We start from the raw sequence: 22,698 nt of genomic DNA on the forward strand, positions 1-22,698 counted from the left end.
GACACGAACAGGCGACAAGGATTTGGCAGATGTCCGCGCCCTATGCATCGGATCCAGCCCGCGCACGGGGACGGCGCTGGCCGGAAGAGGAGATGTCATTCCGCTCGCCATTTCAGCGGGACCGGGACAGGATCATTCATGCCTCGGCCTTTCGGCGGCTGAAGCACAAGACCCAAGTGTTCGTGGAACATGAGGGCGACTATTACCGAACGCGGCTGACCCATTCGATCGAGGTAGCTCAAGTGGCGCGCACCATCGCGGGTGCCCTCGGCCTGAACGATTGCCTGACCGAAGCCGTGGCACTCGCCCATGATCTGGGCCATCCGCCCTTCGGTCATACGGGCGAGGACGCTTTGCAATCGCTCATGGCGCCCTATGGCGGCTTCGATCACAATGCCCAGGCGATCAAGATCGTGACGCGGCTCGAGTGTCACTATGCCGACTTCGACGGGTTGAACCTCACCTGGGAAGCCCTTGAAGGTATTGCAAAACACAATGGTCCTGTCGTCGGTGAGCTGCCTTATGCGCTGGCTGAATATGACGCGGAACATGATCTGGAACTGGGCACCCATGCCAGTGCTGAGGCACAGGTGGCGGCCCTGTCCGACGACATCGCCTACAACAATCACGACCTGCATGACGGATTGCGCGCCGGTTTGTTCAGCGAGGATAACATCTGCGACCTGCCCATGATCGGCCCGGCTTTTGCCGAGGTTGACAGGCTCTACCCGGATCTCGACCCCATGCGCCGGCGGCACGAAGGCTTGCGCCGCGTCTTTGCAGCCATGGTCACGGATGTGGTCGAAACTTCCCGCACCCTGCTCGCGGACAGCGGCGCGCAATCGGTGGAAGACATCCGCCATCTTGGTCGTCCAGTTGTGCGCTTTTCGGATGCCCTTTGGGCGGACCTGAAACAGATCCGAGCGTTCCTGTTTACCAATATGTACCGCGCTCCGTCCGTCATGGTCGAACGCGAGCGCGTCACGTGTATCGTCAACGATCTCTTTCCGCTTTTCATGTCCCGACCTGACCTGCTGCCGCAGGAATGGCGGCGCAATGTGGACGCTGGTGATGAAATCGCGCTGGCGCGCAGCGTCTCGGACTATATCTCCGGCATGACGGACCGCTTCGCACTGCAGGAACACACCCGTCTCACCGGCTAGTCCCGCTTGACGCTTGAGGTGCGCGTGATACACCGCGCGCACCCAATGAATAGGCCCCAAATGAACCTCTTTGCCGACATCCGCGCCCTTGTGCTGACCAACCTTGCCGCCATGGTCGAGGCGGGCCAGCTGCCCGAAGGTCTGGCGACCGACAACGTCACGGTCGAGCCACCCCGCGATGCGGCACACGGCGATATGGCGACCAACGCCGCGATGGTGCTGGCGAAACCCGCCAAGATGAAGCCGCGCGACATTGCCGAGATGCTGGCCGAAAGACTGGCCGACGATACGCGGATCACCAGTGCCGAAGTGGCAGGCCCCGGCTTTCTGAACCTGCGGCTGGACCCGTCGGTCTGGCAAGGCGTTGTCGCTGCCGTCCTGCAAGCGGGCGAGGACTATGGCCGCTCTGACCTTGGCGCGGGCAAGAAGGTCAACGTCGAATACGTCTCCGCCAACCCCACCGGCCCACTGCATGTGGGTCACACACGGGGCGCGGTCTTTGGCGATGCGCTGGCATCTCTGCTGGATTTTGCAGGCCACGATGTCACACGGGAATACTATATCAATGACGGCGGCGCGCAGGTCGATGTGCTCGCGCGCTCCGTCTATCTCCGCTATCTCGAAGCGCACGGGCAGGAAGTGGCGTTCGAGGACGGCACCTATCCGGGCGACTACCTGATCGGTGTGGGTGAAGCACTCAAGGCCAAGGTGGGCGACGCCTTTGTCGACAAGGGCGAGCAGTTCTGGCTGGCCGAAGTGCGCGAGTTCGCAACAGAAGCCATGATGAACCTGATCCGCGATGACCTCGCCGCACTCGGCGTCGAGATGGACGTGTTCTATTCCGAAAAGTCGCTCTATGGCACAGGCCGGATCGAAGCCGCGCTGGATGATCTGCGGTCCAAGGGGTTGATCTACGAAGGCGTGCTCGAACCGCCCAAAGGCAAGAAGCCCGAGGATTGGGAGCCGCGCGAGCAGACCCTGTTTAAATCCACCGACCATGGCGACGACGTGGACCGGCCCGTCATGAAATCGGACGGGTCCTGGACCTATTTCGCGCCCGACATCGCCTATCACTATGACAAGGTGCAGCGCGGGTTCGACGCGCTGATCGACGTATTCGGTGCCGACCACGGTGGTTATGTCAAACGAATGAAAGCGGCCGTTAGCGCACTCTCGGACGGCAAGGTGCCGCTCGACATCAAGCTGACGCAGCTGGTGAAGCTGTTCAAGAACGGGCAGGAGTTCAAGATGTCCAAGCGGGCAGGGACCTTTGTCACCCTGCGCGACGTCGTGGACGAGGTTGGCCCGGACGTGACCCGCTTCATGATGCTGACGCGCAAGAACGACGCAATGTTCGACTTTGACCTCGACGCCGCCCTTGAGCAGTCCAAGGAAAACCCGGTGTTCTACGTCCAGTACGCACACGCGCGGGTGAAATCGGTTCTGCGCAAGGCGGGAGAGGCGGGCATCGCCGCTGATGACGCGACGCTTGCAGCCGCCGATCTGACCAAACTGGATCACGAGGCCGAATGGGCGCTTGCCGCCAAGCTGGCCGAGTGGCCGCGGCTGGTGGAGACTGCCGCCCGCACGAACGAGCCACACCGGATCGCATTCTACCTCTATGATCTCGCTGGTGTCTTCCACGGGCTCTGGAACCGGGGCAACGATCTGCCCGAATTGCGCTTTTTGCAGGACGACGCGGCCACCTCGCAGGCAAAAATCGCACTGGCCCGTGCCTCTGCCGTTGTAATTGCAGCGGGCCTTGGTATTCTTGGTGTGAAACCAGCCGAAGAGCTGCGTTAACGCTCCGCAAACGGGGCACACAGGCACACTTCCCAAGGCACGCGATCACGCGGGCGCTAACAGACAGATGACTTGCGCGGGCACGTATCCGCGCGGGCAATGAGGCAGAGATGGCAGATATGCACTACACCCACGAGATGGGTCACGGGGGCTATGATGCGCATGATGAAGCATCCGCGCCGCCTTCGAACGTTTTGAAAAACCTCACGAATTTCGCGGGAGCTGCCGTGTCGCTCGCGCTGATTGCTGGCGTGTCCGTCTGGGGCTACAAGCTGGTGATGCGCGACGTGTCTGGCATCCCCGTCGTGCGCGCCGCCGAAGGCGAAATGCGTGTGCGCCCTGAGAACCCCGGTGGGCAGCTGGCCCGCAACACTGGCCTGGCCGTCAACGAAGTGGCCGCTGCGGGTGAAGCCTCGGGGCCCGTCGATCAGGTCACGCTGGCCCCACGCCCCGTCGATCTGACAGAGGAAGATCAGCCGGTTCCCGCGCAAGCCGTGGCGCCCGTGCAACAACCCGAACCGCTCGACGTAGAAGCCAGCCTCGATGCGCCACAGCTGGACGTGGCAACAGCCCTTGCCGAAGGCAATGTCGATGACCTCGTGAACCAGCTCACAGCTGGCGTAGACACAATTGAAGCCGCCCCGATCGAAGATGCAGTTGCCGAAGCCGTGCTGGCCAGCGTCAGCGCAGCCGATCTGCCGGAAACACCGACGCCTGTGCCCGCGGTGGTCAAGGGGCCGGGGCCTCAAACCTCCGTGCGGCCGCAACTGCGCCCCGCATCCACCCCGAAAACGGTCACACGTGCACCGACGGAGGTTGCTGCAACGTCCCAAACATCCGAACTGGACGCTGCAGCCATCCCGACCGGGACGCGGCTTGTGCAGCTTGGCGCGTTCGACACCCCCGACATTGCCCGCGCGCAATGGGATCAGATGCAGGGTCGCTTTGGCGATCTGCTGCACGACAAGCAGCGGATCGTTCAACAGGCGCAATCGGGCGGTCGCACCTTCTACCGCTTGCGCGCGCACGGCTTTGCCGACCTCAGCGATGCGCGCCGCTTCTGCTCGGCCCTTGTTGCTGAAGGTGCCGACTGCATCCCGGTCGTCACACGATGAGCAATTTTGGCGCGACCATCCTCGACGCGGATGGTTTGCGTCTGACGCCGGATGAAAGGGCGTTCTTTCGCGACGCTGATCCGTTCGGTTTCATCCTCTTTGCCCGCAATATCGACACGCCTGATCAGGTCTATGGCCTGTGTTCGGAAATGCGTGATGCGGTGGGACGAGACGCGATCATCACCATCGATCAGGAAGGCGGGCGTGTGCAGCGTTTGCGCGGGCCGACCTGGACCGAGTGGCTGCCCCCGCTCGATTTCGTGCAGGCTGCTGGCGATGATGCAGAACGCGCAATGTATTTGCGATACAGGCACATAGCGTACGAACTTAAAGCATTGACCATTGACAGCAACTGCGCGCCCATGGCCGACCTGATCGTCACGCAGACCCATGATTTCCTGCGCAATCGCTGCTACGGGACATCCCCTGGCGACATTGCGGCCCTCGGCCGTGCAGCAGCGCAAGGGCATCTCGACGGCGGCGTGGTGCCGGTCCTGAAGCACATGCCCGGCCATGGGCGCACCGATCTTGACAGCCACTATGATCTGCCGCGCGTTGATGTCAGCCTCGACACCCTGCGGGAAAAGGATTTTGCACCTTTCCGCGCGCTGAACGACCTGCCCATGGGGATGACAGCCCATGTTGTCTATGAGGCCGTGGACGAAGCGCCAGCGACGCTGTCCAAAGACACGATGGACCTGATCCGCAGCGACATCGGCTTTGACGGCCTGATCATGACGGACGATATCGGGATGAAAGCGCTTGAAGGGACCGTGGACCTGATTACACGCCGCGCTCTCGACGCTGGCTGCGACGTCATCCTGCACTGCAATGCCCCGCTGGCGGCGCGCATCGCCTCCGCCAATGCCGCCGGTCCGATGACCGACGCGGCCCAAGCCCGCGCAGAAGCCGCGCTCGCGACGCGCAAAACCCCCGACGACATTGACATTGCCGAGCTCACCGACGAACTTGAGGCGCTTTTGGGCGGGGCAGGTTAAAGCGTGGGGCATGGCTGAGGACACATTCGAGGAAGACCGCATTTCGGTCGCCGACCGTCTCGCGGCGGAAGCGCTGATCGTCGATGTCGACGGGTTCGAGGGGCCGCTCGATCTGCTGCTGACGCTCAGCCGCACACAAAAGGTCGACCTGCGCAAGATCTCTGTCCTGCAACTGGCGCACCAATATCTCGCCTTTGTCGAAAAGGCCAAGCAACTGCGCCTTGAGCTTGCCGCCGACTACCTTGTCATGGCCGCCTGGCTTGCCTTCCTGAAGTCCCGCTTGCTTCTGCCGCCGGACCCGACCGAAGAGGGACCCTCGGGCGAAGAACTCGCCGCGCACCTCGCGTTCCAACTGGAACGTCTGCAAGCGATGCGCGACGCAGCGGCGCGGCTGATGGCGCGCGACCAATTGGGGCGCGACTTCTTTGCACGCGGTCAGTCCGAGATGGTGACGCGGGTCCGCAAGGTCACTTATTCCGCGACATTGCTCGATTTGATGCAAGGCTATGCCCGCATCCGCACCCGTGACGAATTCCGCCCCTTTGTCATGGATCGCGACGCTGTCTTTACCATGGAACAAGCGCTCGACCGGATGCGCGGCTTGATTGGCTTTGCGGGCGACTGGACGGACATCCTGTCCTACCTGCCCGAAGGCTGGGAAATGGACCCGGCAAAGCGCCGCTCGGCCACCGCTGCCACCTTTGCCGCCAGCCTAGAGCTAGTAAAGGAGGGGCACTTGGAAATCCGGCAGTCCGAAACATTCGCGCCCATTCAGTTGCGCAAAAGAGATGAACACCGTGACCGAAGCACCTGAAGAACAAGAAGAAAGCCTGTTCGAGGCGCCACCCATGGCAGAACAGGAACGCATGGTCGAAGCGATCCTCTTTGCCACTGCTGAGCCCGTCACCACCCGTGAACTCGAAGCGCGGATGCCCCATGGCTGCGATGCGGCGGAGGCTTTGGTGTACTTGCGCAAACGCTACGAGGGGCGTGGTGTGCAAGTGATGAAGGTCGGCGATGCCTGGGCCATCCGAACTGCCGCCGACCTAGGCTTTCTGATGCAGAAGGAAACGGTCGAGACCCGTAAACTGTCACGTGCCGCCATCGAAACACTTGCCATCATCGCCTATCACCAACCCGTCACGCGGGCAGAGATCGAGGAAATTCGCGGCGTCAGCGTCAGCCGTGGCACGGTGGATCAGCTTTTGGAACTCGAATGGATCCGGTTTGGACGGCGCAAGATGACGCCCGGGCGGCCCGTGACCTTTGTTGTCACGCAATCCTTCCTCGATCATTTCGGGCTCGAGAACGCCCGCGATCTGCCGGGTCTCAAGGAATTGCGGGCTGCGGGGCTGTTGGAAAACCGGCCGCCGCCCGGCACTCTGCCTGGCCCGGAAACCGAGGCGGAAGACGAAAGCGGAGAGGGTCAATCCGAGCTTTTCGAGGATTGATCGGCGAAAGAGCCTGAAAAACGCCCCATTCATTGTTATGTTGCGCGCGAGCGAAACGGGAGGAGCAGTCCCATGAATGCAAATCAGATCATCAACATGATCATGCGTGTCATCATGCGCAAGGCGATCAACAAGGGCATAGATGCTGGCGTGAAACAGGCAACACGCGGTCGCAAACAACCGAAGGTCGCCCCGCCGCTTCCGGTTGATGATGCAGAGCACGATGGCCCGACCCAGGCAGAGATGCGCGAACAGCGACGCGCCCGCCGGGCCGCGCGTCAGGCGCGCCGCGCCGCGAGAGAAGGGCGCGAATAGCTCGGTTCGCCCTGTCGATCCAAAAGGGTCGGGAATACCACCGTTGCTTGAACATCGACGCTGCCGTAGCGTCACCTCCATTGATTAAAGTGGGGGATTTAAATCATGGCAGATCGCACACCCAGTCTGTTTGTCTCGTCCGTGTCACTCGGAGTGACCGTTATCGGGCTCTACATCGTCTTCGTGCTGTTCGTCACAATCGGCTTTGGCAGCTATATCTACCGCACTGCATGGCAGGCCGAACCGATCAGCGCGGCAACCCCGGACACTCAACCGCTTGCGGCGGATATCGACAACCTTCTGTTCATCATCAAACGCGAACAGGATCTCGAACGGGCCAAGACGCTGGTGAGTGAAGACATTCAGATTCATGCGGCAGCGATGTCGGACATCGAGACGCGGCACAGCAAATCTTTCGGTACGATCGCAGTGGCCAAGCGCGCACTTCGGGCAGAGGTCGATGCCACCCTTGGCAAGCTGTCGGAGTATCAATACGACCTCGCCGGTCCGCAGCGACTGATCTACGACACAACGCTGGAGAACCTGTACCTCACCGTGGCGGCCGAAGAGGTCAATCTGCGCGCGACAACAGCCAACTTGCAGCTCCGCGCCCTGCTGCGCACGCTCGGTGATGGGCTAGGGGACAGCGACGTCGATCTGGACACAACCGACCGCTATGCATCCTTTCATGACGACGCGATTGCGAAGCTGGATTTGCTATCCAAAGACGTGGACAGCGCCAATACAGCGTCCTTGGGAATCAAGGCCGAAAAGGAGGCGCTTCAGGCCCAGATCGACGAATTGCGACTGCGCTGGACAGCGCATGACGAACAGATCCTCGCGCTGCAAAACACACTTGGGCCAGGTGATCCGGCGCGGGCGCGGCTGTCGGCATTGTCGCTGAATTTCCCGATTTTTCCAGACATCCTGATGCGCTTCGTCAGCTTTCCCACCATCTTCCTGACCTTGATCGTGACCATCGCGGCAGGGGGGCTCGGCACCGTTGTGGCATTTTCCCGGCGCTACTATTCCGCCAAAAACGCGGATGAACTGACCCTATCGCGCCTCTTCGTGAACGTGGGCGAGGGGATTGCGGCCGCCATCGCGATCTTCCTGTTCTCGGGCGCGGGGATGCTGGCGCTGACGCAGGGCAGTGGCCCCGCTAACGACGTGGAACTCAGCCCCTATACGGTCGCCTTCATCGCGTTCCTGTCAGGCTTCATGGCCGAGGATGCCTTTGCCTCGATCCAGTCAGCGGGCAAGCGCATCTTCAAACCCGATCCGCCCGCTGAAAAAGACGGTCAGACGACCGACGATAGTGCGCAGCCGGAACAGGCCTAGCCCTTCGGCACGGCGAAGTGTTTGGACAGCTTCAGGCCCTGACCCTGGTAATTTGAAGCGATGCCCGCGCCATACAGCTGCGCGGGCCGCGCACTCATGCGTTCATAGATCAAACGGCCCACGATCTGGCCATGCTCCAGCACAAAGGGCGCTTCGTGACAGCGCACCTCAAGCACCCCGCGTGAGCCGGTGCCACCGGCGGCGTCATGTCCAAAGCCGGGGTCGAAGAACCCGGCATAGTGCACCCGGAATTCGCCCACCATGGCAAGGTAGGGTGCCATTTCGGCGGCGTAGTCCGGCGGGATGTGCACCGCCTCGCGACTGACAAGAATGTAGAATGCACCGGGGTCGAGGATGATATGCCCGTCGCGCGCGTGCACCTCTTCCCAGAACTCTGCCGGGTCGTAGTGCCCGATATTGTCCAGGTCGATCACACCGGTATGCGGTTTGGCGCGATAGCCGACCAACGTGGTCTCGGGCAGGCGCAGATCGACGGAAAAACCGAGGCCCTCGTCAATGACTGCGTCTCCGTTCACCAGCGGCGTGTCCGCGTGCAAGGTGACAAGCGCCGCATCGTCCAGCACCGCTTGTCCCGCTCGGAACCGGATCTGGTTCAATCGCATTCCGGGTCGCACGAGAACGGAAAAGGAGCGTGGGCAAATCTCGGCATAGAGCGGGCCGGAATAACCCGGTGGAATGCGGTCGAACTCCACACCGCCATCCGTGATCGTACGGGTCAACAGGTCCAGCCGCCCGGTCGAGCTTTTGGCATTGGCGACCGCCTGCACGTCTTCGGGCAGGTCCAGCGCTTCCATCAAGGGCACGACATAAACGCAGCCCTTTTCAAGCACGGCACCACCGGACAAATCCACCTCATGCATCTGGAACTCATCCAGCCGGTCGGCCACACGTTGTCCATGCCCCGCCAGGAATGACGCGCGCACGCGGTACGCCACAGTGCCCAGCCGCAGATCTAGGCTCGCCGGTTGGATCTGTTCGGGAATGACAGCCGGATCGGCGGTGATCTCACCGCGGTCCATCATCGCCTGCAATTCTGTATCTGGTAAAACGCCGATCATATCGCCCCCTCTGTGACTGTCGTGAGGCTTTGTGTCAGCGGCCCCGTAGCGCCGGGGCGGTGTGTTATGGTCGGGCTAGCAGGACTCGAACCTGCGACCTTCCGTCCCCCAGACGGACGCGCTACCAGGCTGCGCCATAGCCCGACGTGAGGGGTGTCATACCCGATTTCTGGCCGGGGGCAAGGGGGAATTGGCACTGTTCGATCGGTTCTTTTTACCGCGGCTCGCGCCGGTTGTTGGCCATCTGATCACGCAAGGCGGTGAGCTGGGCGAGAAGGGGCCTGATCATGTTACGCTGCGCATCGCTCAACTGTGTCAGCGTCGCCGCCTTGCTCAGCGCAGAAGGGGACACGGCGATCGTGGTCGGATCAGGATCATCGGGGACATCAACGACACGCGCAACTGGAAGCGGGGCAGATTCGGGGGCAGGTTCCGCTTCGGGCAGAGCATCCTCGGGGACATCTGTCTCGTTGGCGGAGCCCCCACGGTCAGACAAAAACGTCGGCAGTGTTGGAGCGGCTGCCGGGCTTTCCTCAGCCCCTGCTGGGGGTTCTGCCGCCTCGGAGACCGCAGTTTCGTCAGCTTCAACTGTCTGAACAGTTTCAATCCCAGGTTCAGGCTCAAGTTGCGCGTCTGGATCAATGTCGGGCGCGTCGGCCCCGTCGGCTTCAGCAAACGCCTCCGGGGTATCTTCCTTGGCCGGGGCGGCGTCTGGCGTCGCAAACGGCTCGGGTTCGGCTGTCTGGCTGACCGCAGTGTCGTCATGCGCGTCAGTATCGGTTGCGGCGGCAAGAGGCAGTTCGGCATCCGCCTCGACCGCGGCGCTGTCGATAAGCTCCTCACCGAAGTCCATCATCGGCTCTGCCGCATTTTCCGTCTGCACATCGACGGCCTCTGGCGGCGTGTCATGCGGTACGAAACCGGACGGATCTTCGGCACGTTCCGGGGCGCTCTGCTCCTCCGCGGGCAGGGGCTCCTCGTCAAATGTCTCAGACGATGTATTAAAGGAAGATGCCGGTGGAACATCTTCGACAAGAGGCGGGTAGGGCAGGCCGACCGATGCGTCATCTTGCACAGAGTCTTGGGCATCCGGCGATGGCGTTGGCGTGCGTAGGAAGGATGGCAACGGCGCCATTTCCTCGCCCCTCACCGGAGACAAAGCCGGTTCGTCAAGCGTGGCAGGTGCCTCGGGTGGCGCTTGCTCTTCGGACGGCGCTTTTGTTTCATCCTGTTCAGGCGACGCTGCAAAAGGCAAGACCTCGGCCTCGACGGGCGGCTGCGCGACATCCTCGGCAATGCGCGCGGTCAGGTCGGCGTCAAGCTGTGCATCGGTTTCGGCATCCAGCGGCGGCGACATGTCTGCAACATGGGCCATGCCCTCTTCGCGCAGGATCTTCTGTACGCCCTTGATGGTCAGACCATCCTCGTGCAGCAGCTTGCGGATGCCACCCAAGAGCAGCATGTCTGCAGGGCGATAATATCGCCGCCCACCAGCCCGTTTGACGGGCTTTACTTGCGTGAACTTGCTTTCCCAAAACCGCAGCACATGGGTCTGAACCCCAAGCCACTCGGCCACTTCGGAAATGGTTCGAAAGGCGTCGGCGGATTTGGTCATGGGCTCAGGACTTGTTGCCTGCGGCCACACGGTCCTTCATCAGATGCGAAGGCCGGAAGGTCAGCACGCGGCGCGGGTTGATCGGCACTTCTTCTCCCGTCTTGGGGTTGCGTCCGATCCGGGCCGACTTGTCGCGCACCGAAAAGGTGCCGAAAGACGAAATCTTGACTTGCTCGCCCCGCACCAGGGCGTCGGACATGTGATCCAGCACGCTCTCTACCAATTGCGCGCTTTCGTTCCGCGACAATCCGACCTCACGAAAAACGGCTTCGCTCAGGTCCATGCGCGTCAAAGTCTTGTCAGTCATACGAACTCCCCTTTGGCAAACCATAGGGCGCGGTGAAATTCCGAGTCAATATCAAGAGCTTGGGCAAAGGAACGGAAGTCGGGTTTCTGCGGTGGCTCGCAGAATTCTGCCCGCATACGTTCCTCGATCGCACGGAAAACCGCATCCAAACGCAGTCGTACAGCGCAATCGGCGGAAAACCGCGAGAATCGCGACAGTTCTGTAACATTGTGTCAGTTCGCCAAGACCTCGGCGCGCGAATGGGGTAAATTCAACCGGCGATTACGCAATGGGAGGAACTGCCGTGCCGCATCATGCTGCCGAATTGAACCACCAATTGACCAATCTCGCACACGCGCCTCTGACGAATCCCTGCGCAGAGTTGAGCAGCCGGCAGGCTCAGGGACAGCATGATCATTCACTCAGCGGGCAAACCTACCAGCGCATCGTCGACTGGATGCGCAGCCGTATAGATGAGCCCATCACCGAGGACATGATCTGCGCCCGGTTCCTGATGGGTAAATTCGCGTTTCGAAACGCGTTTGCCGCGCATGCCGGCATGGCGCCGATGAACTATCTGACCTGGTTGCGCGTCGACATGGCCGTGCGTCTGCTGGTCGATACGCGCTTCGATCTGGACGAGATCGCCTTCGTCACTGGGCTAAAGGAAGAGAAGGGCCTGATCGCCGCCTTCGTGCGCACGCTTGGTGTGCGGCCACATGCACTGCGCGCCTCTGCTGCATGACAAAACAGGGATGAGGCGCGTGTCGCTCGGCTTTGCGGGTGAGTGACGGCTACCAGCGCAGGACGACAGAACCCCACGCGAGGCCTCCACCGATGGCTTCGGTGACCAGCAGATCGCCGTCCTTGATCTGACCGTTCTTGCGGCCGACCGACATCGCCAGCGGGATAGACGCAGCAGACGTGTTGCCGTGGTCCTGAACCGTGACCACGACCTTGTCCATGCCGATGCCCATCTTCTTGGCCGTGCCCTGGATGATGCGGATATTGGCCTGATGCGGCACGATCCAGTCGACCTCGTCGGCGGTCACGCCTGCGCGTTCCATCGCCGTTTCCGCAGTTGCGGCCAGTTTTTCAACGGCGTGGCGAAACACCTGATTGCCCTGCATCCGCAGATAGCCGCTTGTCCCGGTGCTCACACCACCGTCGACATAGAGAAGGTCGCGATGCCGTCCGTCTGAATTCAGATCGGTGGCCAGAATGCCCCGGTCATCGGTTGTGCCCGCACCTTCCTGTCCCTCCAGCACCAGCGCACCGGCCCCGTCACCAAAGAGTACGCAGGTGCGGCGGTCGGTCCAGTCCATGATCTTGGAAAAGGTCTCGGCCCCGATGACAATCACACGTTTGGCCTGTCCTGACACGATCAGCGCATTGGCGTTGGCCAGCGCATAGACAAATCCCGCGCACACGGCCTGCACGTCAAAGGCAAAGCCATGGGTCATGCCCAGCTTGTCCTGCACCATGGTCGCGGCAGAGGGAAAGGTCAGATCGGCGGTCGAGGTTGCCAGCACGATGGCGTCGATGTCCTCCGGCCCAAGCCCCGCATCCTCCAGCGCCGACTGCGCGGCAGCGGTCGCCATGGACGACGTCGTGTCGTCTTCGGTCGCAAAATGACGGCGTTCAATGCCCGAGCGCGCGCGAATCCACTCGTCCGAGGTGTCCAGCGTCGCCTCGAATTCTGCATTCTCGACCACCCGCGACGGCAGGTAGTGACCCACACCACGCACCACAGCACGAAGCGTCATCGCTTGCTCTCCTCTGCCAGCGCAGTGGCCCGGGCAACCCGGGCGGCCAGCTTGTCGTTGAAGCCCTGTTCGGACAATTGGGCGGCCAGCTTGATGGCCGCCGATATCCCCGTAGCATCGGCTCCGCCGTGCGATTTGACAACCGTGCCGTTCAGCCCGAGGAAAACACCGCCGTTTACACGCCGTGGATCAATGCGCTTGCGCAGACGGCGCATGGAGGTGAAGGCCAGCAAATAGGCGAGGCGGGACAGGGGCGTGAACTTGAACGCTTCACGCAAAAGATCACCAATCAGGCTCGCCGTCCCTTCGCCGGTCTTGATGGCGACGTTGCCTGTGAACCCGTCGGTTACAACAACGTCAACGCTATCGCCCTGGATGTCGCCACCCTCGACAAAACCGACAAAGTCGAACTCCGCCGCATCTGCCTGGGCGCCAATGAGCTCATAGGCTTCCTTCAGCTCGGAGCGGCCCTTGTGCTCTTCGGTGCCCACATTCAGCAAGCCGATTCGCGGTCGGGGCAGGTCCATCCCGTTCCGGGCATAGGACGCGCCCATCAGGGCATAGCGCAGCAAATCGTCGGCATCGGCGCGCACATCGGCGCCCACATCCAGCATCACGTTGAAGCCCTGCGGGTTCCGGCTGGGCCAAAGAACGGCAATGGCGGGACGGTTCACGCCTGGCAGCTTGCGCAGGCGGATCATCGACAGGGCCATCAAGGCGCCAGTGTTGCCGCAGCTCACGGCCACATCCGCATCGCCCGCGCGCACGGATTCGATGGCCGACCACATCGACGTGCCCTTGCCGTTGCGGACAACGTGGCTGGGCTTGTCATCCATGGTGACGACGCCCTGCGCGTCGCGGATGATACAGCGCTTGGCCAGGTTCTTGCGCTTGGCGACAAGGCGCTCAAGTTCGTCCCGCGGGCCGTGCAGGATGAACCCCAGCTTGGGGTTCTTGCTCGCGGACGTCGAACAGCCAGACACGACAGCAGCGGGGCCCAAGTCCCCGCCCATCGTGTCAATGGATACGATTATCGGAAAGGCAAGCTTCGCACTGGCATCGGCCGTATCGGAGGAAGGGGCCGTCATTGCGCGCTGTCTTGCCTTGTCGCTGGGGACGCCGCTCAGGCCGCGTCGTCTTCCAGTTCAACCTCTTCGGTCATCGGGACGATCTCGTTGTCGTCGTAGTGACCACATGCCGCGCAAATGTGGTGCGGGCGCTTCAGCTCGCCACAGTTGGGGCATTCGTTGGGGTTGGCGGGGGTCAAGCTGTCGTGGGCGCGGCGGTTGTTGCGGCGCGATTTCGACACTTTATTCTGTTGTACAGCCATTGAAGCGGGCCTTCGGTTCGGGCAGCGCCGCGTGCGTCACGCGGATGCGAGTTGTTTCGTCTCGCCCCTCTGGGGGCATTTCAGTTCAACCAAGTACGGGTTGAAGCAGCGTTTAGGCAAAGCGCCGCGACATGTCCAACCCAAAATCTCGTGAGGGCGGCAAAATACGCATCCTTCTCCAAGACGCAAGGGCAAATCCGCGCCAAATCAGCCGTCCTTGTCACTCTCCAGCTTGGATTTCAGATCGGCCAAACCGGCAAACGGTTTTGCCGCTTCATCGGTAAGGGGGGCAACGCCTGGTTCAGTCAATACCATCTCGCCCAATGCGGCACCCTCGGCGCGCGGAAAATCCGGCACGGCAAGGCTGAGTGCCTCAACCATAACGACCTCTGGGTCGATCCAGGCGCCGAGCTGTTCAACCTCATCGTCCTCCGGCATCTCGGCTTCGGGTGCCTCGATCTCTTTATAATCGCGCATGTACAGGCGACGGACGGGCGTATCGATGCGGGTGGTGACCGGCACAAGTGTAACGGCACAGGGCTGCGTCACGGTCGCTCCCAGCTGTCCTGTGAGCAGCCAGTCAGTGGCGCCATGGGCGGTAACTTGCCCCTCGAACCTCAGTTTCCGCAAACCGGACAAATCCAGTTCCTGCGCCAACGCCCGCGTGGTTTCGGAATCGGGCTGGATGACAAAGGGGTTCGGGGCATTCTGCGCCAGACCGCTGACCTTCAGAGCCGATGTCGAGGGAGGGGTCTGAGACATGGGGCGCACTTTCGTTTCTTGAACCAAGGCCAACACTTGAGTAAGTCGAGATAAAAGCACCACGCCCCCTGAGCAAGGGGCGACGCGTAACAAGGGGGGTCATATGGGGACCTTTACACCACTTTCCGCAGCGGGCCTGGCCCTGATTGTCATGATTGGCGTTGCGGGTTGCTCCCCCACATTCCGCAACCACGGCTATGTCCCACCCGAAGAGGATCTGGCCGAACTGGCTGTGGGAATCGACACGCGCTCCACCGTCGAGGATCTGATCGGGCCGCCGACCGCAGGCGGCGTGCTGGAAGGGGGCGATTACTTTTATGTCCGCAGCCGGGTGCGCACATTTGGTCCCCGCCGTCCGGAGGTCATCGAGCGGCAGGTTCTCGCCATCACCTTCGATCAGGAAGGTGTGCTGCAGAACATCGAACGGTTCGGGCTGGAAGACGGGCGTGTTGTCGCGCTGTCGCGGCGCGTGACCGAAAGTGGCGTGACCGACACCACCTTCCTGCGCCAGCTTCTCGGCAATATCGGCCGCATCGGGCCAGAGGGCGTTCTCTGACCGGCTCCGCTTCACGCGACTGTCATGTGCTCCGTGCTAACGGGGCGCACAAGGGCATGAGCAAGGGGCGGTTCGCATGATTGGGCTCAGGAAAGGGCGTTACGCGGCCCGCCAAGCGCAAACATCGCAGGACGTCGCAGCCGCGCAGGCACTCAGGGCGAGGTGTTTTGGCCTCATGTCGGACGCAGACGCTTTTGACGACCGATGTACGCACATCCTGATCCACAGGGTCGCCGACGACGCCGTTGTTTGCTGCTTTCGGATGATGCCGCTAACGGGCGCCACGATAACGCACAGCTATTCCGCGCAGTACTACGAACTCAGCGCACTCGAAGCCTATGACGGTAAGATGGTCGAGATGGGACGTTTCTGCATCGACCCCGACGCAGCTGATCCCGACATCCTGCGCGTCGCATGGGGGGCCATGACCTCTTATGTCGACGAGGCGGGAGTCGAACTGCTCTTTGGATGTTCGTCCTTTGCAGGGACCGAGACGGCGGACTATCTTGACGCCTTTGCCATGCTCAAGGCGCGGCACCTTGCGCCATCGCGCTGGTTGCCGCAGGTCAAGGCGCCCAAGGTCTTCAAATACGCGGCCCGGCTGCGTCGCAAGCCCGATGCGAAAAAGGCGATGCTGCGGATGCCGCCCCTCTTGCGCACCTATCTGATGATGGGCGGTTGGGTCAGCGATCATGCGGTTGTCGATGACCAGATGAATACGCTGCACGTCTTCACCGGGGTCGAGATCGGATCGATCCCACCGGCGCGAAAGAAATTGTTGCGCGCCGTTGTGGGGTAGGGATTTCGGATCGGGGTGCCCCGATCCGACCGGGGGGGGGGGGGGGGGGGGGGGGGGGGGGCGACCCCCCCGGCTGGGGGGCCAGCCCCCCAGACCCCCCGGGATTTTTTGAAACAGGGAAGAAGATCTGTTGCGCGAAGGTACACTCGAGCGCGCGTTGGGGGTGCACAGGGGGGTACGCATGGTGCACGGGGGGTGACACCCTGGTTGACGGCCCTGAATTGACCCACTAGCTGCCCCGATATGGCGCGTGTTCCACTTCTTCAGCTTTCCGATATTTCGCTCACTTTTGGCGGCGATCCCGTCTTTGATAACCTGTCTCTCGTGGTGCAACCGGGGGATCGTGTGGCACTTGTTGGCCGCAATGGTTCGGGCAAATCCACGCTAATGAAAGTCATGGGCGGGCTTGTAGAACCGGACCGCGGAGAGGTCGTGCCAGGCCCCGGCGTGAGCGTCGGGTACATGGAGCAAGACCCTGACATGACAGGGTTTTCCACGCTGGGAGATTTTGCCATCCACGGTCTGGAAGCCTCCGATCTCTACAAGGTTGAACGCGCAGGCGAAGGCCTCAAGTTCGACCCGGCACGCCCGGTCGAGACGGCTTCGGGCGGCGAGCGTCGTCGCGCCGCCCTTGCGCGCCTGATGGCCGAAGCCCCCGATCTGATGCTGTTGGACGAGCCCACCAACCACCTGGATATCGAAGCCATCGCCTGGCTCGAAGCCGAGCTGAGGGCCACGCGCGCGGGCTTCGTCCTGATCTCCCACGACCGCGCCTTTTTACGTGAGCTTACCCGCGCAACCCTCTGGATTGACAGGGGAATGGTGCGGCGACAGGAGAAGGGATTCGAAGCGTTCGAGGCTTGGCGCGACACCGTATGGGAAGAAGAAGACACCGCGCGCCACAAGCTCAACCGCAAGATCAAGGCAGAGGCGCGTTGGGCTGTCGAGGGCATCAGCGCGCGGCGCAAGCGCAACATGGGCCGTGTGCGCGCACTGCAGGATCTGCGGGCCGAACGCGCAGCACAGATCAAGCGTCAGGGCGCGGCGGCCATGGCCTTGGAAAGTGGTCCAAAGTCGGGGCGTAAGGTTCTTGAAGTAAAGGGAATTTCCAAGTCTTTCGATGGAACGACGATCCTTTCGCCGTTCTCTTTGAAAGTCCAGCGCGGCGACCGCATCGCTTTTGTCGGGCCCAATGGCGTTGGCAAGACAACCCTTCTCAAGATGCTGATCGGAGAGGTCGCGCCCGATACCGGCTCTGTCAGCATGGGCACCAACCTCGAACTGGCTGTCTTTGACCAAACACGCTCGAAACTCGACCCCGATGCCAGCCTTTGGGACAGCCTGACCGGTGATCCCGAAATGCGCGTCAGTGGGAAAGCCGACCAGGTGATGGTGCGGGGTACGCCCAAGCATGTCGTTGGATATCTTAAGGAATTTCTGTTTGACGAGGCGCAGGCCCGCTCGCCTGTGCGGTCCTTGTCGGGGGGCGAAAAGGCACGGCTGCTGCTTGCCAAGATCATGGCGCGACCCTCGAACCTGCTGGTGCTCGACGAGCCGACAAATGACCTCGATGTCGAAACCCTTGATCTGCTGCAGGACCTGCTGGGCCAGTATGACGGAACTGTCCTCCTGGTCAGCCACGACCGCGATTTCCTCGACCGAGTGGCCGTGACCACGATCGCCATGGAAGGCGATGGTAAGGCGACCGTCTATGCGGGTGGTTGGAGCGACTACCAATCCCAGCGCGCCCCTCGGGCAGACGCCGTTGTTCAGGTGACAACTAAGAAAACGGTGCCCGCGTCCAAACCAAAACAGTCTCCCAAGGTCGGATTGTCTTTCACCGAGAAGCACAGGCTCGAAGCCCTTCCTGCCGAGATCGAACGGCTGGAGGCGGAAATGGCCAAGTTGCAAGAACTCTTGTCCGACCCTGATCTGTATTCCCGCGAACCGGTGAAATTCAAAAAGGCGACCGAAGCGTTGGTAGAACGCCAAGCCAAGCTGGAAGCCGCGGAGGAGGAATGGTTGCATCTCGAAGAAAAGGCGGAAGCCTGACACCCATTCGGGGTGTCGCATTTAATGCGTTTCCGGAACGATCGCCGCTCATATACTGTATCGGGCCTTTCTGAAACGAAGTGCGCGATACCTCATCAACCAAATGGGGATTTGTGCCTCTAGCGCCACTGCGATGTACGGCCGGTGGACAGATACTTCCGAGACTTTGATTGTATTTCAGCGGTTTAGCGCGCGGTGCTTAAGGCAAGGCAAAACCCGCACACGTCATTTGGGTTGTTCGATTTGGCTATACCCAAAGGCTTTACGCCAATGGCTCCGGGGTGGCGCTTATTCTGACATCAGGCCGGGGCAGTTTCTGCTGCATGGTCGGGTGATTGCGCGAACCGGTGGTCAGTTGAGTCTACCAATTCCTGGGTGCATGCGGCCTACGACGCTGGTGAAAACTTCAACGTCAGAACTGTGCTGCGCTACGGATCGATTGTTGGCGGCCCGCCACCTTGCACGGGTTTTGCCGGAATGCCGACGACTGTCGCGCCCTGCGACACGTCGCGGGTCACGACGGCCCCTGCGCCGACAATCGCTTCGGCCTCGATTGTCACACCAGGCATCACAATGGCGCCCGCGCCGATCCAGACATTCGCGCCGATGGTGACTGGGCGCGCGATCTCTATCCCTGCACGTCGCTTCGCGGGGTCGCGATGGTGATCGGCACACAGGATCTGCACGCCGGTCCCTATCATTGTCCCATGGCCGATATGCACCGGTGCGCTGTCGAGGATGACACAGCCACTGTTGATAAAAACCTCGGTGCCCAGATGGATGTTGCGCCCGTAGGAGCAGTGAAAGGGGACCTCTACCAGGCAATTGGTCCCGGGATCAGCAAACAGGCCGCATAGCGGGGCGCTCAGCGCGCGGCGTTCGGAAGGAGGCAGGTGGTTGTGAGCATGAACGGCATTCAGCGCCACCATTCGCAGCGCTTCGAGTTCGTCGTCGAGACAACTGTACCAGTCTCCCGCTTCCATCTTTTGCCGTTCAGAGACCATCATTGCATCCGCAAGGCACCGTCGAGACGGATCACTTCGCCGTTCAGGTATCCCATCTCGATGATGAATGCTGCAAGGCGCGCATATTCATCCGGATCACCCAAGCGAGGCGGATTGGGGACATCGGCGGCCAGAGCGGTCTGCACGTCCTCGGGCAATCCGGCCAGCATCGGCGTTCGGAAAATTCCCGGAGCGATGGTCATCACCCGAATGCCGGAGGAGGCCAGGTCGCGTGCCATGGGCAGCGTCATTCCCACCACACCGCCCTTTGATGCGGCATAGGCCGCCTGGCCCTTCTGTCCGTCAAATGCGGCGATGGAGGCTGTATTGATGATCACGCCGCGCCCGCCATCTGAGCTCGGCGCATTGTCGATCATCGCCGCAGCCGCGAGCCGGACCACATTGAAGCTGCCAACAAGGTTGATGTCGATGGTCTTCTGAAAGGCCGGCAGGGGGTGCGGCCCGTCCCGGCCCACCGTTTTGATCCCGAGCGCGATCCCTGCGCAATTCACGGCGGCGTTGATACCGCCCATCTTTGCACGCGCAAGATCGATGGCCGCCGCGACAGAGCGGTCGTCGGTTACATCCGTCTCGGCAAAGTATCCATCGATCTCTGTGGCGACCTGTTGTCCGCGATTCGAATCGCGATCCAGAAGGGTCACTTGTGCCCCGCGCGCCGCAAAGTGACGTGCAGTGGCTTCTCCGAGCCCCGATGCGCCGCCGGTCACTACCGCCATGGTTGTGTTGAGTGTCATCAGATCCTCCGCCTGTCGAATATGAACGTGCGTTCAGTTAAGCGGATCACCGGCATGCTGGCAAGGTGGGCTTAGCCCTTGTGGATCCACCCGCCGCCGAAGATGCGGCTGCTGTCGCGGTCGTAGAACACGCAGGCCTGACCCGGCGATACACCTGCTTCCGCCGCAGCCAATTCGACCGTTGCTTCGGTCGCGTTGATGGGACGGATGATGGCGTCGGTCGGTGGGCGGGTTGAGCGGACTTTCACGGCCACATGCCATTCGTCGCGGCTGTCGAATCGCGCATCGCCCAGCCAGTTCACTTCGCGCACCTGTATGGTTCGCGTCGCCAGCATCTCTTTGGGGCCGACAACAACCTGCCGATTTTCGGCGTCCAGTTTCACCACGTACAGAGGGTCCGCCAATCCGCCGATTCCCAGGCCGCGCCGTTGCCCGATAGTGTAGTTTATCACACCGTCGTGCTGTCCCAGCACGCGGCCCTTGTGGTCGACAATATCGCCCGGGGCAGCAGCTTCGGGCCGCAGTTTCCGGATAACGGACGCATAATCGCCATTTGGGACGAAACAGATGTCCTGACTGTCTGGCTTGTCTGCCACGCTCAGCCCGTACTTGGCAGCCAGCGCACGGGTGTCGTCCTTGGACGGCAGGTGGCCCAGCGGAAAGCGCAAATAGTCAAGTTGCTCGGAGGTGGTCGAGAACAGAAAATAACTCTGATCGCGGTTGGCGTCGGCAGCGGCATGCAATTCGGGGCCGTGTTGCCCCATCTTGCGTTGGATATAGTGACCGGTGGCCATGCAGTCTGCCTCGAGATCCTTGGCGGTTTCGAGCAAATCCTTGAACTTCACACGCTCATTGCAGCGAATGCACGGTACCGGCGTCGCGCCGCCCAGATAGCTGTCGGCGAATTCATCGATCACGGCATCGCGAAAGACGTTTTCGTAGTCCAGCACGTAGTGGGGGAAACCCATTTCCTCCGCCACGCGGCGCGCATCATGGATGTCGCGCCCGGCGCAACAGGCGCCTTTCTTGGCCAGCGCAGCGCCATGATCATAAAGCTGCAAGGTCACGCCAACCACATCATATCCCTGACTTTTCAGTTCAGCAGCCACAACCGAACTGTCCACGCCACCCGACATGGCAACGACCACGCGCGTGTCGGCAGGGGCTTTGGGAAAGCCCAATGAATTGAGCGGACCGGACTGGTCAAGCATGGCAAATCTCCGAGGGAATTGAGCGCATATATATGAAAATGCGAGACAGTCTCAAGGCCTCGCTTAACTGCACATTAAACGCAAAAGTTCACCGTGCCGCAAAAGCGAAGAGCGAGCGGTGAAATGTATCTGAAGAAAGTCAACGGCCCCCGTGCGGTGACAATGCCCGATGGCACTGTGCTGACCCAGGCGGACCTGCCCCCGAATACGACGCGACGTTGGGTGGCCTCGCGCAAGGCAGCCGTTGTGCGCGGTGTCCTTTACGGTCTGATCACACAAGAGGCAGCGCTTGAACGCTACGGGCTGAGCGAAGACGAGTTCCACGAGTGGGTGCGCGCCGTATCGATGCACGGTGAGGACGCGTTGAAGGCAACAGCATTACAAAAATATAGACAACTTTAAGTTGTTAAGATAAGTTTGCATCAAGGGTAACGTGTGGTTAACCTTTTCGGTTCACGTTTAGTTCAACACCCGAACACCCCCAGTGTGGAGACCGAAAAATGCGTGTGCTGCTTGTAGAAGACGACCCGACAACCTCCAAAAGCATTGAACTGATGCTGACCCATGCCAACCTGAACGTCTATGCGACGGACCTGGGGGAAGAGGGGATCGATCTGGCGAAGCTGTATGACTACGACCTCATACTGCTCGACCTCGACCTGCCGGACATGAACGGTCACGAGGTGCTGCGCCAGCTGCGTCTGGCCCGTGTTGAAACGCCGATCCTCATTCTGTCCGGCGCCGATGACACGGAAAACAAGATCAAGGGATTTGGTTTCGGTGCCGACGACTATCTGACCAAACCGTTCCACCGCGAAGAACTGGTGGCGCGCATTCACGCCATTATCCGTCGCTCGAAGGGGCATTCGCAGTCGGTGATCGAAACCGGCGACATTTCGGTGAACCTGGATGCCAAGACGGTCAGTGTCGACAACAAGACAGTGCATCTGACGGGCAAAGAATACCAGATGCTGGAGCTGCTTAGCCTGCGCAAGGGCACCACGCTGACGAAAGAGATGTTCCTGAACCATCTGTATGGCGGCATGGACGAGCCGGAGCTGAAGATCATTGATGTTTTCATCTGCAAGTTGCGCAAGAAGTTGAGCAATGCCACGGGTGGTCAGAACTACATTGAGACGGTCTGGGGCCGCGGTTACGTGCTGCGTGATCCGGAGCCGGTTGAAGCGGCGGAAGACCGACCCATAGCGATTGGCGCATAACGACGCAAAATCCCTCTGAAAAGACCGGCGCGACGTATTGCGTGTCGGTCTTTTTGCCTTTGTGGCCATTCCTGTGT

General features: G+C 61.2%; 24 protein-coding genes and 1 tRNA gene. 14 read left to right on the forward strand and 11 right to left on the reverse strand.

What is annotated here, in order from left to right:
* The first annotated feature begins 29 nt into the window (after positions 1–29).
* From KUV51_RS05060 to KUV51_RS05095, 8 genes are all read left to right on the forward strand, one after another.
* Positions 30–1,163 (forward strand): deoxyguanosinetriphosphate triphosphohydrolase, encoded by a 1,134-nt coding sequence (locus tag KUV51_RS05060; RefSeq protein ID WP_222520495.1) that lies wholly within the window; start codon positions 30–32, stop codon positions 1,161–1,163.
* A gap of 60 nt (positions 1,164–1,223) precedes the next feature.
* Positions 1,224–2,966 (forward strand): arginine--tRNA ligase, encoded by a 1,743-nt coding sequence (argS, locus tag KUV51_RS05065; protein ID WP_222520496.1) that lies wholly within the window; start codon positions 1,224–1,226, stop codon positions 2,964–2,966.
* A gap of 110 nt (positions 2,967–3,076) precedes the next feature.
* Positions 3,077–4,081 (forward strand): SPOR domain-containing protein, encoded by a 1,005-nt coding sequence (locus tag KUV51_RS05070; protein ID WP_261385647.1) that lies wholly within the window; start codon positions 3,077–3,079, stop codon positions 4,079–4,081.
* Positions 4,078–5,079 (forward strand): beta-N-acetylhexosaminidase, encoded by a 1,002-nt coding sequence (gene nagZ / locus KUV51_RS05075; protein WP_222520497.1) that lies wholly within the window; start codon positions 4,078–4,080, stop codon positions 5,077–5,079. The genes KUV51_RS05070 and nagZ overlap by 4 nt, the downstream gene beginning before the upstream one ends.
* Positions 5,080–5,089: 10 nt before the next feature.
* Positions 5,090–5,893, forward strand: a complete 804-nt coding sequence (locus tag KUV51_RS05080) for a segregation and condensation protein A (RefSeq protein WP_222520498.1) — start codon at positions 5,090–5,092, stop codon at positions 5,891–5,893.
* Positions 5,868–6,530, forward strand: coding sequence for an SMC-Scp complex subunit ScpB (gene scpB / locus KUV51_RS05085; RefSeq protein WP_261385648.1), 663 nt, complete (start codon positions 5,868–5,870; stop codon positions 6,528–6,530). The genes KUV51_RS05080 and scpB overlap by 26 nt, the downstream gene beginning before the upstream one ends.
* Positions 6,531–6,602: 72 nt before the next feature.
* Positions 6,603–6,845: a hypothetical protein gene (locus KUV51_RS05090; RefSeq protein ID WP_222520500.1), complete on the forward strand. Its 243-nt coding sequence runs from the start codon at positions 6,603–6,605 to the stop codon at positions 6,843–6,845.
* Between the two features lie 105 nt (positions 6,846–6,950).
* On the forward strand, positions 6,951–8,186 hold the full coding sequence (locus tag KUV51_RS05095) for a keratin (protein WP_222520501.1): 1,236 nt from the start codon (positions 6,951–6,953) through the stop codon (positions 8,184–8,186).
* Here KUV51_RS05095 and KUV51_RS05100 read toward each other — a convergent pair.
* From KUV51_RS05100 to ihfA, 4 genes are all read right to left on the reverse strand, one after another.
* Positions 8,183–9,265, reverse strand: coding sequence for a 2'-deoxycytidine 5'-triphosphate deaminase (locus tag KUV51_RS05100; RefSeq protein ID WP_222520502.1), 1,083 nt, complete (start codon positions 9,263–9,265; stop codon positions 8,183–8,185). The genes KUV51_RS05095 and KUV51_RS05100 overlap by 4 nt on opposite strands.
* 67 nt (positions 9,266–9,332) lie before the next feature.
* A tRNA-Pro gene (locus KUV51_RS05105) sits at positions 9,333–9,409 on the reverse strand.
* 70 nt (positions 9,410–9,479) lie between these two features.
* The gene (locus KUV51_RS22100) at positions 9,480–10,880 is read right to left on the reverse strand and encodes a MerR family transcriptional regulator (RefSeq protein WP_261385649.1); all 1,401 of its coding nucleotides are present in this window, start codon (positions 10,878–10,880) and stop codon (positions 9,480–9,482) included.
* A gap of 4 nt (positions 10,881–10,884) precedes the next feature.
* Positions 10,885–11,187: an integration host factor subunit alpha gene (gene ihfA / locus KUV51_RS05115; RefSeq protein ID WP_039686554.1), complete on the reverse strand. Its 303-nt coding sequence runs from the start codon at positions 11,185–11,187 to the stop codon at positions 10,885–10,887.
* 268 nt (positions 11,188–11,455) lie between these two features.
* On the opposite strand from ihfA, the gene KUV51_RS05120 reads away from it, so the two are divergent.
* The gene (locus KUV51_RS05120; RefSeq protein ID WP_222520503.1) at positions 11,456–11,911 is read left to right on the forward strand and encodes a helix-turn-helix domain-containing protein; all 456 of its coding nucleotides are present in this window, start codon (positions 11,456–11,458) and stop codon (positions 11,909–11,911) included.
* A 49-nt stretch (positions 11,912–11,960) separates the two neighbouring features.
* Here KUV51_RS05120 and KUV51_RS05125 read toward each other — a convergent pair whose 3' ends face one another.
* The 4 genes from KUV51_RS05125 to KUV51_RS05140 form a co-directional block, all read right to left on the reverse strand.
* Positions 11,961–12,932: a beta-ketoacyl-ACP synthase III gene (locus KUV51_RS05125; RefSeq protein ID WP_222520504.1), complete on the reverse strand. Its 972-nt coding sequence runs from the start codon at positions 12,930–12,932 to the stop codon at positions 11,961–11,963.
* Positions 12,929–14,020, reverse strand: coding sequence for a phosphate acyltransferase PlsX (gene plsX, locus KUV51_RS05130; RefSeq protein ID WP_222520505.1), 1,092 nt, complete (start codon positions 14,018–14,020; stop codon positions 12,929–12,931). The genes KUV51_RS05125 and plsX overlap by 4 nt, the downstream gene beginning before the upstream one ends.
* Positions 14,021–14,055: 35 nt before the next feature.
* Entirely contained in the window at positions 14,056–14,262 is a 207-nt protein-coding gene (rpmF, locus tag KUV51_RS05135; RefSeq protein WP_222520506.1) for a 50S ribosomal protein L32, read from the reverse strand.
* Between the two features lie 207 nt (positions 14,263–14,469).
* Entirely contained in the window at positions 14,470–15,024 is a 555-nt protein-coding gene (locus KUV51_RS05140) for a YceD family protein (protein WP_222520507.1), read from the reverse strand.
* 103 nt (positions 15,025–15,127) lie between these two features.
* Here KUV51_RS05140 and KUV51_RS05145 point away from each other — a divergent pair, with 103 nt between their 5' ends.
* The 3 genes from KUV51_RS05145 to KUV51_RS05155 all read left to right on the forward strand — a co-directional run bounded on the left by KUV51_RS05145 (position 15,128) and on the right by KUV51_RS05155 (position 18,431).
* Positions 15,128–15,580, forward strand: coding sequence for an outer membrane protein assembly factor BamE (locus KUV51_RS05145; protein WP_222520508.1), 453 nt, complete (start codon positions 15,128–15,130; stop codon positions 15,578–15,580).
* 76 nt (positions 15,581–15,656) lie between these two features.
* Positions 15,657–16,379 carry a GNAT family N-acetyltransferase gene (locus KUV51_RS05150; protein ID WP_222520509.1) on the forward strand — a complete coding sequence of 241 codons (723 nt, stop codon included), beginning with the start codon at positions 15,657–15,659 and terminating at the stop codon, positions 16,377–16,379.
* A gap of 243 nt (positions 16,380–16,622) precedes the next feature.
* The gene (locus KUV51_RS05155) at positions 16,623–18,431 is read left to right on the forward strand and encodes an ABC-F family ATP-binding cassette domain-containing protein (protein WP_222520510.1); all 1,809 of its coding nucleotides are present in this window, start codon (positions 16,623–16,625) and stop codon (positions 18,429–18,431) included.
* Between the two features lie 428 nt (positions 18,432–18,859).
* On the opposite strand, the gene KUV51_RS05160 is transcribed toward KUV51_RS05155, so the two are convergent.
* The 3 genes from KUV51_RS05160 to mnmA form a co-directional block, all read right to left on the reverse strand.
* Positions 18,860–19,438, reverse strand: coding sequence for a sugar O-acetyltransferase (locus tag KUV51_RS05160; RefSeq protein WP_222520511.1), 579 nt, complete (start codon positions 19,436–19,438; stop codon positions 18,860–18,862).
* Positions 19,435–20,190, reverse strand: a complete 756-nt coding sequence (locus KUV51_RS05165) for a 3-hydroxyacyl-CoA dehydrogenase (RefSeq protein WP_222520512.1) — start codon at positions 20,188–20,190, stop codon at positions 19,435–19,437. The genes KUV51_RS05160 and KUV51_RS05165 overlap by 4 nt, the downstream gene beginning before the upstream one ends.
* 71 nt (positions 20,191–20,261) lie before the next feature.
* Positions 20,262–21,401: a tRNA 2-thiouridine(34) synthase MnmA gene (gene mnmA, locus KUV51_RS05170; protein WP_222520513.1), complete on the reverse strand. Its 1,140-nt coding sequence runs from the start codon at positions 21,399–21,401 to the stop codon at positions 20,262–20,264.
* Between the two features lie 123 nt (positions 21,402–21,524).
* Between mnmA and KUV51_RS05175 the strand changes: the two genes are divergently transcribed.
* On the forward strand, positions 21,525–21,803 hold the full coding sequence (locus tag KUV51_RS05175) for a DUF1153 domain-containing protein (protein WP_222520514.1): 279 nt from the start codon (positions 21,525–21,527) through the stop codon (positions 21,801–21,803).
* Between the two features lie 98 nt (positions 21,804–21,901).
* Positions 21,902–22,621 carry a response regulator transcription factor CtrA gene (gene ctrA / locus KUV51_RS05180; protein ID WP_222520515.1) on the forward strand — a complete coding sequence of 240 codons (720 nt, stop codon included), beginning with the start codon at positions 21,902–21,904 and terminating at the stop codon, positions 22,619–22,621.
* The last annotated feature ends 77 nt before the right edge of the window (positions 22,622–22,698 follow it).

It is taken from the genome of Tateyamaria omphalii (assembly GCF_019802125.1).
Taxonomy (GTDB): Bacteria; Pseudomonadota; Alphaproteobacteria; order Rhodobacterales; family Rhodobacteraceae; genus Tateyamaria; species Tateyamaria omphalii_B.

Coding starts and splice junctions, on each gene's coding strand:
- KUV51_RS05095 (WP_222520501.1), top strand. CDS start 6,951: ATGGCAGATCGCACACCCAGTCTGTTTGTCTCGTCCGTGTCACTCGGA.
- KUV51_RS05140 (WP_222520507.1), bottom strand. CDS start 15,024: ATGTCTCAGACCCCTCCCTCGACATCGGCTCTGAAGGTCAGCGGTCTG.
- KUV51_RS05060 (WP_222520495.1), top strand. CDS start 30: ATGTCCGCGCCCTATGCATCGGATCCAGCCCGCGCACGGGGACGGCGC.
- ctrA (WP_222520515.1), top strand. CDS start 21,902: ATGCGTGTGCTGCTTGTAGAAGACGACCCGACAACCTCCAAAAGCATT.
- KUV51_RS05145 (WP_222520508.1), top strand. CDS start 15,128: ATGGGGACCTTTACACCACTTTCCGCAGCGGGCCTGGCCCTGATTGTC.
- KUV51_RS05160 (WP_222520511.1), bottom strand. CDS start 19,438: ATGATGGTCTCTGAACGGCAAAAGATGGAAGCGGGAGACTGGTACAGT.
- KUV51_RS05100 (WP_222520502.1), bottom strand. CDS start 9,265: ATGATCGGCGTTTTACCAGATACAGAATTGCAGGCGATGATGGACCGC.
- KUV51_RS05155 (WP_222520510.1), top strand. CDS start 16,623: ATGGCGCGTGTTCCACTTCTTCAGCTTTCCGATATTTCGCTCACTTTT.
- nagZ (WP_222520497.1), top strand. CDS start 4,078: ATGAGCAATTTTGGCGCGACCATCCTCGACGCGGATGGTTTGCGTCTG.
- KUV51_RS05175 (WP_222520514.1), top strand. CDS start 21,525: ATGTATCTGAAGAAAGTCAACGGCCCCCGTGCGGTGACAATGCCCGAT.
- scpB (WP_261385648.1), top strand. CDS start 5,868: ATGAACACCGTGACCGAAGCACCTGAAGAACAAGAAGAAAGCCTGTTC.
- argS (WP_222520496.1), top strand. CDS start 1,224: ATGAACCTCTTTGCCGACATCCGCGCCCTTGTGCTGACCAACCTTGCC.
- KUV51_RS22100 (WP_261385649.1), bottom strand. CDS start 10,880: ATGACCAAATCCGCCGACGCCTTTCGAACCATTTCCGAAGTGGCCGAG.
- plsX (WP_222520505.1), bottom strand. CDS start 14,020: ATGACGGCCCCTTCCTCCGATACGGCCGATGCCAGTGCGAAGCTTGCC.
- KUV51_RS05165 (WP_222520512.1), bottom strand. CDS start 20,190: ATGACACTCAACACAACCATGGCGGTAGTGACCGGCGGCGCATCGGGG.
- KUV51_RS05070 (WP_261385647.1), top strand. CDS start 3,077: ATGGCAGATATGCACTACACCCACGAGATGGGTCACGGGGGCTATGAT.
- KUV51_RS05125 (WP_222520504.1), bottom strand. CDS start 12,932: ATGACGCTTCGTGCTGTGGTGCGTGGTGTGGGTCACTACCTGCCGTCG.
- KUV51_RS05150 (WP_222520509.1), top strand. CDS start 15,657: ATGATTGGGCTCAGGAAAGGGCGTTACGCGGCCCGCCAAGCGCAAACA.
- KUV51_RS05080 (WP_222520498.1), top strand. CDS start 5,090: ATGGCTGAGGACACATTCGAGGAAGACCGCATTTCGGTCGCCGACCGT.
- ihfA (WP_039686554.1), bottom strand. CDS start 11,187: ATGACTGACAAGACTTTGACGCGCATGGACCTGAGCGAAGCCGTTTTT.
- rpmF (WP_222520506.1), bottom strand. CDS start 14,262: ATGGCTGTACAACAGAATAAAGTGTCGAAATCGCGCCGCAACAACCGC.
- mnmA (WP_222520513.1), bottom strand. CDS start 21,401: ATGCTTGACCAGTCCGGTCCGCTCAATTCATTGGGCTTTCCCAAAGCC.
- KUV51_RS05090 (WP_222520500.1), top strand. CDS start 6,603: ATGAATGCAAATCAGATCATCAACATGATCATGCGTGTCATCATGCGC.
- KUV51_RS05120 (WP_222520503.1), top strand. CDS start 11,456: ATGGGAGGAACTGCCGTGCCGCATCATGCTGCCGAATTGAACCACCAA.